Genomic DNA, 13370 nt, shown 5'->3' with positions numbered 1-13370 from the left:
CACAGTGCACCAAGTGGATCTTCGCGCGGTGTTCGGCACGGCGGGAAAGCTCCCCATCAACCAGCGCGGCGATGGCTTCGGTGGACAGGTGGTCTACGGACAGCTCCCCCGGAAAATTCTCTACGAAAGATGTCACGTGCCCTACCTGCCTTTCTGCATGTCCCAGTTGCGGTTGCGTTCGAAGTTTCTTAGCTACCGGTAACAGCTAAGCCAGACCTAGACCGACCTAGGCCTGGCCGGTGAAAACCAGTTCGCCTTGGTTACGCTCCAGGTTACCCCGAAGTTGCGCGCGGGCGCGGTGGATGCGGGAGCGGACGGTGCCCATCTTGATGCCGAGGGTCTGGGAAATCTCGTCGTAGCTCATGCCCAGCCCGTCGCACAGGACGACCGCCACGCGGTATTCGGGAGCCAGCTGATCCAGCGCCTGCTCCAGCGCCGGGTCGAGGTTGTTGAGCTCGAACGTCGCCACGGGGTCGGCGATGCCGCCTTCGATGCGGTCGTAATCCTCCGGCAGCGCCTCCATGCGGATTTTCGCGCGGCGCCGAACCATGTCGAGGAACAGGTTGGTGGTGATGCGGTGCAGCCACCCTTCAAAGGTGCCCGGCTGGTAGCTCTTCAGACTGCGGAAGACACGCATGAACGTATCCTGCGTGAGGTCTTCTGCGTCTTGCTGGTTACCCGCGAGCCGGTAGGCCAGGCGGTACACACTGTCGGCGTGCTCTTCGACCAGCTCCCCCCAGGTTGGAAGTTCACCTGTTCCTGCGTCGAACTCGGCGGTGGTTCGCGGAACGGGTTTCTGGTCTGCGCTCATGACCATAATTATGGCTAATCGTCCTCAAAAAGTTGTGCTACTCACCTGGCAGTTTCCTGTGAGGATTTTACCCCTATCTGGGGAACAAAGAGAGTTCGTCACTTCGGTCACTTCTGTTTACTCTCTTTTCTATTTTTGACGCCACCGCTTGACATGCCGAAGGCAAGCACAACATCGACGCATTCCTGGCCTATCGTGTGGAAGCGTGAATGCTGCATCATCTTCCCCCATTGAGGCCATCCGTGAGTACGTCCGGGCGACCACCGAGCCGGACGAGGTGACCACCGCTGCCGTCGAGGCCGCGGAAGAGTTCGGTCTGCTCACCCCCGATGCGATGACTGCCGAGTTCTTGGAGTTCATCGCCACCCGCGCTGGCGCGAACGCCGCCGCCCAGGGGCACACCCCCACCGGCATTATTGTTTCCCCCGCCAGCGGCGTGATTGGCCTGCACCTGTTTAAGGGGCTGAGCGCAGCCCAGGTGGAAGGCCACCTGACCTGCATCGAGCCGGAGGTGCAGCACCAGCAGCTGGCCAAGCAGGCTTTCGCCAACGCAGGCCAGCGCCCAAATACCTTCCGCTTCCTCCCCAGCGCACCGCTGGATGTTATTCGCCGACTGGCGAACGATAGCTACGACATCGCTGTCGCAGAGGCAGCCACGGAGGAGTTCACGGCCATCGTGGAATCCACGCTCCCCGCCCTGCGCACCGGTGGCGTACTGATCCTGCTGGATAGCCTGATGGACGGCCTGGTTGGCGACGAAAGCCACACTGACCGGCAGACCGTGCGCGCCCGCGAGGCAGATCAGTTCTTCCGCGAGCTGGACAACGCCAAGGTCGCCCGACTCCCCCTCGGCGCCGGCGCCACGCTGATCACCAAAACCAGCTAACAAGAAATCCCCGCGCCCAGTCTTGCAGGGTGCGGGGATTCTTCCCAGTGCGGTTCTTCCCGGTGCGGTTCGCTTTTTACGACCGCGCTAGACAACAGCGCTAGACGACCACGTTCTTGCCGATGCAGACCACGCCACCCTTAGAGATCGTGAAGCGATCCTGGTCACGGGCACGATCCACGCCGATGATCTCGCCTGCGGAAACCTGAACGTTCTTGTCGATGATTGCGTGGCGCACGACGGCTCCACGGCCGATGCGCACGCCCGGCATGATCACACAGCCTTCGACAGAGGCTCCCTCTTCCACGATCACGTTCTCGCTCAGAACGGAATTGCGCACCGTACCGGCGGAGATGATGCAGCCCGCCGAAACCATCGAGGACTGAGCAATGCCGCCCTTGACGAACTTCGCGGGCGGCAGGTTGCCCGTCTCCGCGGTGTGGATCGGCCACTGCTGGTTGTACAGGTTAAACACCGGGTGCACGCTGATCAGGTCCATGTGGGCCTCGTAGAACGCATCAACTGTACCCACGTCGCGCCAATAGCCCTTGTCGCGCTCGGTCTCGCCCGGGACGTAGTTGTTGGAGAAATCGTAAACGTATGCCTCCCCGCGGTCGACTAGGCGCGGGATGATGTCGCCGCCCATGTCGTGGTTGGAATTCTCGTCCTCGGAGTCCTCCTTCAGCGCGTCAATCAGCGTCTGCGCGGTGAAGACGTAGTTACCCATGGAGGCAAAGGAGACCTCTGGGTCGTCCGGCACGCTCGGCGGCTCTGCAGGCTTCTCCAAGAACTGCTCGATCTTGTTGTTATCGTCCGCCTGGATCACGCCGAACGCCGTTGCTTCGTGACGCGGAACGCGGAGACCAGCGACGGTCACTCCAGCGCCGCTATTGATGTGCTCCTGCACCATCTGCTCCGGGTCCATGCGGTAGACGTGATCCGCACCGAACACGATGATGTAATCCGGCTGCTCGTCGTACACCAGGTTGAGGGACTGCAGAATTGCGTCCGCAGAACCAGTGAACCAACGCTTGCCCAGTCGCTGCTGCGCCGGAACCGGGGTGATGTATTGGCCGGTCAGGCCAGACAGCTGCCACGACTGAGAGATGTGGCGGTCAAGGGAGTGCGACTTGTACTGAGTCAACACGCAGATCTTGTAGTAACCGGCGTTGACCAGGTTAGATAGCACGAAGTCGATCAGGCGATAGTTACCGCCGAAGGGGACGGCGGGCTTAGCGCGGTCAGCGGTGAAAGGGTAAAGGCGCTTCCCCTCGCCACCGGCAAGGACAATGGACAGGACGTTCGATCTGCTCTTCACACTTTCCAACCTAGCGACACAGCTTTACTTTTGCTTGCCAAGCAGCCAATCGGGTAACCACCCGGTGCCCCCTAATTAGTTACTCGTGATGAACAGCCAGTTTGGTTGCCAGGACACGTAGCGCCCCGCGTGGTTAATCTGGAGACATGCGTATCGCCATGCTGACAAAGGAATATCCCCCAGAGATTTACGGTGGTGCCGGCGTGCACGTCACCGAGTTGGTTCGTTACATGCGGAAGCTCGAGCACGTGGACGTGCACTGCATGGGCGGGCCGCGCGAGGAGCAAGATGTCTACGTCCACGGCGTAGATCCGGAGCTTGCCGAGGCCAACGGTTCCATCAAGACCCTCTCCACCGGCCTGCGCATGGCGAACTCTCTGGGTGACGCCGAAGTTGTCCACTCCCACACCTGGTACACCGGCCTGGGAGGCCACGTCGGCGGCCTGCTAAACGGCATCCCCCACGTGGCCACCGCGCATTCCCTGGAGCCGCACCGCCCGTGGAAGCGCGAGCAACTCGGCGGCGGATACGACGTCTCCTCCTGGTCGGAGAAAAACGCAATGGAAAACGCGGATGCTGTCATCGCCGTGTCCGCCAAGATGAAGGAATCCATCCTCGACGCATACCCGGCCATCGACCCGGACCGCATCCACGTGGTTCTCAACGGTATCGACTCCGAGCTGTGGCAACCCCGCCCAACTTTCGAGGCTGCAGTGGAGGCTGGCAATCGATCCGTACTCACGGAACTGGGCGTCGATCCCAATCGCCCCATCGTCTCCTTCGTCGGACGCATCACGCGACAGAAGGGTGTGCCCCACCTGCTTAAGGCAGTCGCTCACCTCGATCCAGAGATCCAGGTTGTCCTGTGCGCCGGCGCGCCGGATACCCCGGAGATCGAGGCCGAGGTCACCGCGCTGGTTGAAAAGCTGCAGGCGGAGCGCGACGGCGTTTACTGGGTGAAGGAAATGATGGAGAAGCCGAACCTGCAGGAGATCCTGTCGGCCTCGGATGTCTTCCTGTGCCCCTCCATCTACGAGCCGCTGGGCATCGTAAACCTAGAGGCCATGGCGTGCGGCACGGCCGTTGTAGCCTCCGACGTGGGCGGCATTCCGGAGGTCGTCGTCGACGGCGAGACCGGCACCCTGGTGCACTACGACGAGAACGACGCGGAGATCTTCGAACGTGGACTGGCCGACGCGACGAATGCGCTCGTGGCGGATCAGCAAAAGGTGCGAGCCTTCGGTGAGGCCGGCCGCCAGCGCGCGGTAACGACCTTCAGTTGGGCCACCATCGCCGAGCAGACCGTGGACGTTTACAGGTCCCTGCTTTAAACACAATCCGCTGGTATGAATGGGAGCATGCATTCTTCCTCCCATAAGCACCGCCCGGAACTGCACGTCACCGCAGAAACGGGGGTGCTGGAAGCCCCGGCAGGCGCCGTCTTCACAGGCCACGCCCTGCATGTTTTCCACCAGTTCCGTCCTCGCGCCGCCGAAGGTTCACGCTGGGCGCACCAGGTGGCCTCGGAGGCGACGTACGACTGGGACATCTGCGACGACGTCGTAGTTCCGAACCAGGGGTTCCCCGAGCAGGGCGATACTACTCGCGATGCTGCTCAAAATGCCGGCAACAATGTCTCCAGCGGCGCCGAGGTGGACGTCCTCGCCGGCGCAGCAGTCCCACTGGGTCTCGGAGCCGAGCTGTTCTTCGTCACCACCCGCGCCACGGACGAGGCATCCGCAGACCAGGCTCTGGCAGCGGACATCCCCCACGGTCAGCGCGGCCCGCGCACCTTCACCATCGAGCGCGCGGAAATCCCGAACTTGATGGAGGCCACGGAGGTTTCGGACGATCCAAGCCTGCCAGATCCCCACGTCCGCCGCCTGGGCCCCATTGAGATCGACGATTCCGCCTTCCCAGTGGAAAACCTGGTGACCCCCAGCGTTATTCGTCACGACGATCCCGCCAACCCCGACGAGGAATGGCTGATGGTCGCCCTGTCCCTCACCGGCGACAAGGACGCGCAGATCGTCGTCCTGCGCTCCGCCGACCGTCAGCACTGGCGCGTTCTGGGTCCCATCGAGCTGCCCGCCGAGGCCGCCCTGCGCCCCGGCCGCCCGTTCGCTCCGCGCATTGTTTCTATGGTCGACGCCGGCTCTTCCGTCCGCCGCGACGTCCTGTTCGTGACCTTCCCCGGCGACGCTGGGGAATCCGATGAGGTCGCGGGCTACATCGTCGGCAACCTCAGCGGCACGTCGTTCAGCCTGACCAGCCCCTACACTGTCATCGACTTTGGCCACGACTTCACGCGCCCCCGCGTGATCGATCACTCCACCCCAGTGATGTTCGGCCTGGTGGGCGCCCACCCTTCGCTGGATGGGCAGTGGGCGAACTGCCTGTCGGCACCGCGCTATCTCACGCTGGTGGACGGCGAGCTTTTCCAGGACATCGTCGGCGCCCCGACCGCCGTGCGCACGTTCTCTGACTATGCTTTCCTCTGGACCGCCCAGCTGGATGCCACCGAGGGCAGTGTCGACGTCGACGTGACGGACGATTCCGGGCAGGTCATCGCAACCATCAGCTACACCAACGACGCTGTCTCCGTCACCCGCCTGGGCGTGGACACTCGCACCGCCCCGCTGAAGGATGCGGATTCGGATACGCTGACGATCTTCCTCGATGGCCCGGTGTGCGAGATCTTCGCCGACGGTGGCGCGGTGACGCTCACCAGCGCAATTCCGGCACACTCACAGATCTCCGATATCGACGTGCGCGCTACGGGCGGGGCAAAGATCATCTCCTCCATGCAGACCGCCGGGCGGCACCTGATGCGGATGCAGGCGGGTCTGACCTCCCCGGAGGAGCAGGAGCGCTACATGGCCGAGGCCCTCATCGCGGACCGCGACGTGGCCGAGGGAATCCTCGACGAGGACTAGCGACAACTCGGCAGCGCGAGGCTAGCGCGGCGCTAACGGTTAGCCTTCGCCAGGCGCGTGATGGCTGCGCGGGCCGTGACCTCCATGGTCTCCGGCAGCGCGGCGATACGCTCCTGCAAGACTTCCGGGTGGATGTGGCGCGCCGAGGGGCTCATGCCGATCTGCGCGGCAATGGAAGCCTGATCCAGCTGCATCGGGAACTCGATGTGCTCCGGCTCCCCCACCGGCACCAGGTGGCCGGATGCCTGGTTGATCATCCGCTCCACCTTGCCTTCCTCCACATCCAGAATGCCCAGCGGTTCACGCAGCTCACCCAGGTGGCCGACGTCCGCGGTCAGGACAACCACCTGTCCCTCCGGCGTAAGGATGCGGGCAAACTCTGCCGCATTACGCGGTGCGAAGACAACCATGATGGCGTCAACACTTTCCGAAAGAATCGGGAGGCGCGACCAGGCGTCGGCCACGACGGCACCGACCCGAGAGTGTGACGTGGCCAGGCGCTTCGCCGCCGCAGTAGAAACGTCGATGCCTACGCCGCGAGAGCGCTCGATCGTGTCGAGGGTGTGCGCCAGGTAGTAACCCGTACCGGCGCCGATCTCCACGATCGACGGGGCGTGCTCAGCGGCGACGTTCCCGTCGTCCAGCACATTTTCAACGTTGGCGGTCACGGCCTCCACGAAGGGGGCGAAGTGTCCGCCGGAAAGGAAGGTCTCGCGAGCGTCGATCATAGATGCGTCGTCGCCCGAATAACGCAGGCCGGAACCTCCCGCGAGAGTTACATACCCCTGTCGCGCGACGTCATAGCTGTGGCCGGATTCGGAAACCAGGGTGCGCCACTCGTCATCACCGGCGCTCAAGCGCGAACCGTCTACGGGGTCGGCAAGGAGGTCAATGACATCTGCAAGCACGAACAGATTCCTTCCTGAAAATTTTCTAACGGGCTCCCAGTAGGCGGGAGCGAACAAACGACCACCCCATCGTAAACTGTCCACCGCCCGAAATGTATATCGGGCTGGTGCGTACCCGCGGGCAGTCTGGGGCGCCACTGGAACTAGCGCTTCAACCGGCTAATGCATCAACCACTGCACCAGCGTGCGCGCGCCGAAGCCCGTGCCCACCGGAGTGACTTCGTCGTAGGTCGATTCCGCGCGGCCCGGGCCGGCGATATCCAGGTGGATCAGCGGCACGCCACGGGTGAAGCGGCGCAGGAACATCGCGGCGGTGGTCGCGCCCGGCCCCTTCGGGGTCTGGCGCACGTCGGCGATCTTGGAGGTCACGTTTTCCTCCAGGTACTCCTGCATCGGCATCGGCCACCAGCGCTCGCCCACGATGGCGCCGCGACGGGCGAGTTTGACGCCAGCGCCCCAGTTATCGGAGAACACAGCACCCGTGCGTAGCCCCAGCGCCACCTTGGCCGCCCCAGTCAGCGTCGCTACGGTCACCACGGCGGCGGGCTTGTATTTCTTGGCTCCGTAGCTCACCGCATCGGCCAGGATCATGCGCCCCTCGGCATCGGTGTTCGTCACCTCGGAGGTGAGGCCGCCATAGTGTTCCACCACGTCGCCAGGGCGGTAGGACTTTCCATCAATCATGTTCTCCGCCGTCGGGATCAGCGCCACGACCTTGCGGGGAACCTGCTGCTCAGCCAGGGCACGGAAGGCAGCGATGACGCTGGCCCCGCCGGTCATGTCGGTACGCATCGTGTCCATGCCCGCGGCCGGCTTCACACTAATACCGCCCGTGTCGAAGGTCACACCCTTGCCCACCAGCACGGCGGTGCGACGGCGGCGGCGCTGATCCACCTTCTGCGGATCCCACACCAGCTCGATCAGCATCGGCGGGCGGGAGGATCCCCCGCCGACGGCCAAAATGCCGCCGAAGCCCTTGTCTTTGAGCCAGCCCGCGTCGCGCAGGCGCACCTTCACACCGTCCAGGTCCTCCACGGCCTTCTTAGCCTGGGTGGCCAGCCACTCCGGGGACTTCACGTTGGCAGGCGCATTCGCCAGATCGCGGGACAAGCAGGTCGCCTTGCCCAATGCCTTGCCCTCCTTCACCGCAGCGACGTAGTCGGCGGTGTCGAAACCGTTGAAGTCGTAGCCTTCCGGCAGCACGATGTGGACATCGCGCACGCGGGCGGGCTTGCGCTTATTGGTGGTGACGAAGCTGTGGTTACCGACGATCAGGCCGATGACCAGGGAGCGGACGTTGGCGGGGGTGAATTCCTCCGGCAGGTGCACCTGCACAATGTGCTTCTTCGCGCGCACGGGATGGCCGTCGACGACCTTGCCGATGCGGCGCACCAGCCGGGCACCGGCGCCCCGCCAGCCGTCTTCCAGGAACTCCCGGCCATCGCTGAGGTCCAGCGGGCGGCTCGGCTCGGTGGGCACCCAGGCCACAAACTGGCCTGAGGCGTCCAGCTCGACCTCGCCCGGCGCGTTCGCGCCAGGTGCGACCTTCACCTGGGTTTCAATGATCTCGGAGCCCTCCGCGCGCGGGCCGATCGTTACACGGGTCACTTTCTGGGGAATGCTTGGGATCGGTGCCATTGCTTAACGCTCCTGTTCACGGGGTTCTGCGATGTATTCTTCGGCGACGTCTAGTTCGGCGATGCTTGTTTCTGCAGCGCTATCTTCTGCAGCGTGGTTCTCCGGGGCGTGGGCCGCGCCACCGACCTGCTGCTCCAGCTCCTTGATGCGTCCGGCGAGCCGGTCGATGTAGAAGTCCACTTCAGCCTGGTTGTAGCCGCGAATCTCCAGCGAGAATCCGATGTCCCGGATCCCCTCGGCGGTCAGCGGGCCGTTCTCCAGGTTCTCCCAGTGCTGTAGCTTCGCGTTCCCCGCGGTCACGGGCGGCAGCGCCTCACCGCGGCCGAACACAGTACCGAGTAGATAAACCAGGAGCGCGCCGACTAGGAACGCTCCGACGAGAGACAACAACCAAAACATACCTATTAATCTACCGCCTCAAGGGCTCGTTTCGGCGGCTTGTTGGGGGCTTACTTGGTTCCCGGCTCCTTCGTCGGTTTTTCTGCCGGATTCTCCATCGACCCCTCGGCCAACTCCGCTTCGTCACCGAAACGCTCCAGCTCTGCGTCGATCCGCTCTTGCTCCAGCGCCAGTTCCTCCTGGCGGATCTTCAACTTCCGCACGTGGTTATCGTGTGCGTCCACGCAGATCTGCACGGCCTCGGCCGGATCATCGGTGACGTGGAACAGGTCCACGTCCTCTGGGGAGATCATGCCCTCCTCGACCAGTCGATCGTGGATCCAGTCGACCAGCCCGCCCCAGAAGTCTTTGCCGATCAGGATTATCGGGAATCTGCGGATCTTTTCCGTCTGCACCATCACCAGTGCTTCGAATAGCTCATCCAGGGTGCCGTAGCCGCCGGGAAGGCAGATGAATGCCTGCGAGTACTTCAGGAACATGGTCTTGCGCACGAAGAAGTAGCGGAAGTTCAGCCCCAGGTCCACCCACTGGTTCATGCCTTGTTCCATGGGCAGTTCGATACCCAGCCCAATGGACATACCGCCGGATTCCTGCGCGCCACGGTTCGGAGCTTCCATCAGCCCCGGCCCACCGCCGGTGATCGTCGCGTAGCCGGCCTCGTTGATCAGCCGTCCCAGTTCCAGACCCTTTTCGTAGTACTCGTGGCCGGGCTTCACTCGCGCGGAGCCGAACACCGTTACCGCCTTCGGGATCTTCGCCAGCGCACCGAACCCGTCGACGAACTCGGACTGAATACGCATCACGCGCCACGGATCGGTGTGCAACCAATCAATGCTGGCCTGCTCCCCCAGCAGTCGCTGATCCGTGGTCGACTTCTGCTTCTGGCTGTGCCTCTTGCCGCGCAGCAGCATCGGTCCGCGGAGCCGGAATTCTCGATTGTTTTCGCTGGTAATCATGCGTTCGTGTGCCTTAAATGTCTGGTCGATCTTTATACTTCTTTGCGCTTCTCACGCTACTGGTTGCAGGCTCGCGGCGCTCGTTATGGATGACGCCATCACCCCTCCACCCAACACACGCCGTTCCCCTATGGCACTCGCGGGAAAGACGGAAGAGGAGCTAGCGGGAGAGGAACTGGATCAATTGGCGGCTGACCTCTTCGATCTGCGCCACCGGGCAGCGCTCGTCCTTCGTGTGACACAGCCCCGGGTCGCCGGGGCCGAAGTTCACGGCGGGGATTCCCAGCTCGGTGAAACGCGCCACGTCGGTCCAGCCGTACTTCGGGCGCACCCGCCCACCGGTGGCTTCCACCAACTTCGCCGCGAAGGGTTGATTCAAGCCTGGGGCGGCTGCGGCTGCGGCGTCATCAAGAAAGACAGAGAAACCCTCGGCAGGGCTATCGGGCGTACCCACCTGCAGCACCCCATACAGGTGCGTCAGAGCTTCGTCCACGCTGCGGTTCGGGGCGTAGCGGAAGTTGATGAAAGCCCAGGCCTCATCGGGAATGGTGTTGGTGGCCACGCCGGATTCGGCGACGACGGCGTTAAGGCCCTCCTTGTAGGTCAGGCCGTCGATCTCCACGTCCTGCGGCTCATAATCCGCCACGCGCACCAGCACACGGGCCAGATCGTGGAGCGCGTTGTGGCCGAGCCAGCTGCGGGCGGAGTGCGCGCGAGCTCCCAGGGCGGTGACCTTCACGCGGATGGTTCCCTGGCAGCCAGCCTCGATCATCGCCCCGGACGGCTCGCCCAGCAGCGCCAGATCGCCCGCCAACAGGTCGGGGTCGGACTGCACCAGGTGATTCAGGCCGTTGTACTTGGTGGCCACCTCTTCCCCCTCGTAGAGCACCAGCGTCAGGTCGCAGGCCAGCTCCGGGGAGTTCGCCAGAGTGGCGAAGGCATGCGCGTAGCAGGCGGCGCCCGACTTCATGTCCACGGAGCCGAGGCCGAAGATGGTCTGCTCCCCCGTCTCCGGGTCCGGCCCCAGGCGCGAGGGCAGGTTATCCGCCGGCGGCACGGTATCTAGGTGACCCGCCAGAATCACCCGATCCCCAAGGCCGCGATGGGTGCGCGCGACCAGAGTGTTTCCCCGGCGCGTGACCTCTACATTTTCGATGGCACGCAGGGCGGGCTCGACAGCGTCGGCGATCTCCTGCTCGTGGTGCGACTCGCTGTAGATGTCAACGAGCTGGCGGGTCAGAGGGACCGCCCCGGCGACCAAGTCGATGGAAGGCGATGAAGTTTTGGAAGATTCTGAAGGCTCTGCAGTATTCATTGCTTGCGATCCTAGACCAGCTGGCAGCTCACCGTCGGGGGCAGGCGGGTGATCTGCAGGGTGAAAAACTACCCGCCACAGGGGCTAAAAGTACCCATGCTGGCCTTTAACAAGAACGGTTGTGTTCTAATTTTGGTATGAAGACTCGAAACTCCGATTCAGGTGCCGCGGAAGGCACCTCTAACCAACTGGGTCACAGTCTAGAGACCCGGCACCTAACCATGATGGGCTTGGGCTCGGCCATTGGCGCTGGTCTTTTCCTCGGCACGGGCGTGGGCATCCAGGCTGCAGGCCCGGCCGTGCTGCTTTCCTACATTGTCGCCGGCATTGTGGTGATCGCCGTCATGCAGATGCTGGGTGAGCTCGCCGCCGCTCGCCCAGCCTCCGGTACCTTCGCCACCTACGGCCAGATGGCTTTCGGCCGCTGGAATGGCTTTGCTCTGGGCTGGCTGTACTGGTTCATGCTGATCATGGTGATGGGGGCCGAGATTACCGGCGCGGGCGCGATCATGGGCGCGTGGTTCGGCGTGGAAGGTTGGATCCCCGGCCTGGTGTGCGTGGTGCTGTTCACCATCGTGAACTTGGCTGGTGTCCGCGGCTTTGGCGAGTTCGAGTACTGGTTTGCCTTCATTAAGGTGGCCGTCATCATCGTTTTCTTGGTTATCGGCACGGGCCTGCTGCTGGGCCTGTTCCCCAGCTACGACTCCCCTGGCTTGAGCAACTTCTCTGACTTCGCCCCCAACGGCATCTCCGGCATGGCGGTAGGCCTGCTGGCCGTGGCCTTCGCCTTCGGTGGTATCGAGATCGTAACGATCGCCGCCGCGGAATCGAAGGATCCGGCGAACTCGATTGCCGCCGCGGTGCGCGCCGTCATTTGGCGCATTTCCGTGTTCTATCTGGGCAGTGTCTTCCTGATCTCCGCCTTGCTGCCTTTCGAAACCCTGGGTGAGGCCGAGTCCGCTGAGGAATCTCCGTTCACCCGCATCCTGGCTCTCGCCCAGATCCCGGGCATCGTGGAGATTATGGAGGCCGTGATCGTCCTGGCGCTGCTTTCCGCTTTCAACGCACAGATCTATGCGACGAGCCGCCTGATGTACAGCTTCTCCCAGGAGCGTAACGTGCCGCGATGGTTCGGTAAGACAAATGCCCAGAAGGTGCCCTACCGCGCCGTATGGTGCTCTCTGTTCTTCGCTTTCGTCTCCGTGGCGCTGCAGGTGTGGGGTCCAGAGAACCTGATCAACATCCTGTTTAACGCCGTCGGCGGCACCCTGCTGGTCATTTGGATGGTTATCGTGTTGGCACAGATCAAGCTACGCCCCACCTTCGAACGTGACGGCAGCCTGACCGTGCGTATGGTGGGCTACCCTGTGCTGTCCTGGCTAACCTTCCTGGCGCTGATCGCCCTGACGGTCCTGATGCTCTTCGACGACGGCGCTCGCTTGCAGGTCCTCACCGTCACCATCGCCTTTGTGGTCCTGAGTGTGATCGGTCTGGTGCTGCAGAAAACGCAGGTGTCGCAGGTAGCCGATGACACCACGGTGGGCACCACCGTAGACAGCGACTCCAACGCATAGGTTCAAACACATATGTAGGATCGACAACCATGACTTCTGCTTATGGAAATGGATTTGCCACTCTGACCGATTCTGGCGACGTGCTGGACACCTGGTTCTTCGAGTTCGACCTCGGCTCTGCCGATGCCGGTTCCACCGAGGCGGGCACGCAGGCGCTCGATCTTACTGACGCCAGCACCTCCGCCCCTGATTCCTTCCGTCCCCTGGCCAACCTCGCCGGCGCAGACGAGGTCCGCGGCACCCGCCGCGTAGCAGTGACCACTACCATTGCCGACCTGGACGCCGCACCTGCCGATGCGTACGACGCCTACCTGCGCCTGCACCTAATCTCCGGCCGCAAGATCCAACCCCACGGCTGCAACTTGGATGGCCTGTTCGGTCTGCTTAGCAACGTTGTGTGGACGAACTACGGCCCGTGCGCCGTCCCCGGTTTCGAGTCTGTCCGCGCCCGCCTGCAGGCCGAGCGCGGCCCGGTGACGGTCTACAGTGTGGACAAATTCCCGCGCATGGTGGATTACGTGGTGCCCACGGGTGTGCGTATCGGCGATGCGGACCGCGTGCGCCTGGGTGCCCACTTGGCTGAGGGCACGACCGTTATGCACGAGGGCTTCATCAACTTCAACGCCGGC

General features: G+C 63.2%; 11 protein-coding genes and 2 pseudogenes. 5 read left to right on the top strand and 8 right to left on the bottom strand.

Annotated elements, in window-relative coordinates; genetic code table 11:
* Together Q0331_RS01420 and sigE are read right to left on the bottom strand one after the other, a co-directional pair.
* Positions 1-136 (bottom strand): annotated as a pseudogene (locus Q0331_RS01420) (anti-sigma factor); the annotation flags it as partial.
* A 90-nt stretch (positions 137-226) separates the two neighbouring features.
* Positions 227-817 (bottom strand): RNA polymerase sigma factor SigE, encoded by a 591-nt coding sequence (sigE, locus tag Q0331_RS01415; RefSeq protein WP_298074225.1) that lies wholly within the window; start codon positions 815-817, stop codon positions 227-229.
* A gap of 199 nt (positions 818-1016) precedes the next feature.
* Here sigE and Q0331_RS01410 point away from each other — a divergent pair, with 199 nt between their 5' ends.
* Positions 1017-1697, top strand: a complete 681-nt coding sequence (locus Q0331_RS01410; RefSeq protein WP_298074223.1) for an O-methyltransferase — start codon at positions 1017-1019, stop codon at positions 1695-1697.
* Between the two features lie 100 nt (positions 1698-1797).
* On the opposite strand, the gene glgC is transcribed toward Q0331_RS01410, so the two are convergent.
* Complete coding sequence (gene glgC, locus Q0331_RS01405; RefSeq protein WP_071057094.1) at positions 1798-3015, bottom strand: glucose-1-phosphate adenylyltransferase; 1218 nt, start codon at positions 3013-3015, stop codon at positions 1798-1800.
* A gap of 146 nt (positions 3016-3161) precedes the next feature.
* On the opposite strand from glgC, the gene glgA reads away from it, so the two are divergent.
* Entirely contained in the window at positions 3162-4346 is a 1185-nt protein-coding gene (gene glgA / locus Q0331_RS01400) for a glycogen synthase (RefSeq protein ID WP_298074220.1), read from the top strand.
* A 27-nt stretch (positions 4347-4373) separates the two neighbouring features.
* A complete protein-coding gene (locus tag Q0331_RS01395; RefSeq protein ID WP_298074219.1) occupies positions 4374-5951 on the top strand; it encodes a GH32 C-terminal domain-containing protein in 1578 nt (525 codons plus the stop codon).
* 32 nt (positions 5952-5983) lie between these two features.
* On the opposite strand, the gene Q0331_RS01390 is transcribed toward Q0331_RS01395, so the two are convergent.
* From Q0331_RS01390 to dapE, 5 genes are all read right to left on the bottom strand, one after another.
* The gene (locus Q0331_RS01390; RefSeq protein ID WP_298074217.1) at positions 5984-6859 is read right to left on the bottom strand and encodes a methyltransferase domain-containing protein; all 876 of its coding nucleotides are present in this window, start codon (positions 6857-6859) and stop codon (positions 5984-5986) included.
* A 159-nt stretch (positions 6860-7018) separates the two neighbouring features.
* Entirely contained in the window at positions 7019-8467 is a 1449-nt protein-coding gene (locus tag Q0331_RS01385; RefSeq protein ID WP_298074215.1) for a M17 family metallopeptidase, read from the bottom strand.
* Between the two features lie 33 nt (positions 8468-8500).
* Positions 8501-8896 (bottom strand): DivIVA domain-containing protein, encoded by a 396-nt coding sequence (locus Q0331_RS01380; RefSeq protein ID WP_298074213.1) that lies wholly within the window; start codon positions 8894-8896, stop codon positions 8501-8503.
* Between the two features lie 50 nt (positions 8897-8946).
* Positions 8947-9852: a TIGR00730 family Rossman fold protein gene (locus Q0331_RS01375; protein WP_298074211.1), complete on the bottom strand. Its 906-nt coding sequence runs from the start codon at positions 9850-9852 to the stop codon at positions 8947-8949.
* A 160-nt stretch (positions 9853-10012) separates the two neighbouring features.
* On the bottom strand, positions 10013-11167 hold the full coding sequence (gene dapE / locus Q0331_RS01370) for a succinyl-diaminopimelate desuccinylase (RefSeq protein ID WP_298074209.1): 1155 nt from the start codon (positions 11165-11167) through the stop codon (positions 10013-10015).
* Positions 11168-11304: 137 nt separating this feature from the next.
* Between dapE and Q0331_RS01365 the strand changes: the two genes are divergently transcribed.
* Both Q0331_RS01365 and Q0331_RS01360 read left to right on the top strand, forming a co-directional pair.
* Positions 11305-12741 carry an amino acid permease gene (locus Q0331_RS01365; RefSeq protein WP_298074207.1) on the top strand — a complete coding sequence of 479 codons (1437 nt, stop codon included), beginning with the start codon at positions 11305-11307 and terminating at the stop codon, positions 12739-12741.
* 29 nt (positions 12742-12770) lie between these two features.
* Positions 12771-13370 (top strand): annotated as a pseudogene (locus tag Q0331_RS01360) (2,3,4,5-tetrahydropyridine-2,6-dicarboxylate N-succinyltransferase); the annotation flags it as partial.

It is taken from the genome of uncultured Corynebacterium sp. (assembly GCF_937999985.1).
Classification (GTDB): Bacteria; Actinomycetota; Actinomycetes; order Mycobacteriales; family Mycobacteriaceae; genus Corynebacterium.
Note: the sequence above shows the minus strand (reverse complement) of the source record. Positions and strands in the feature narration are given on the sequence as shown.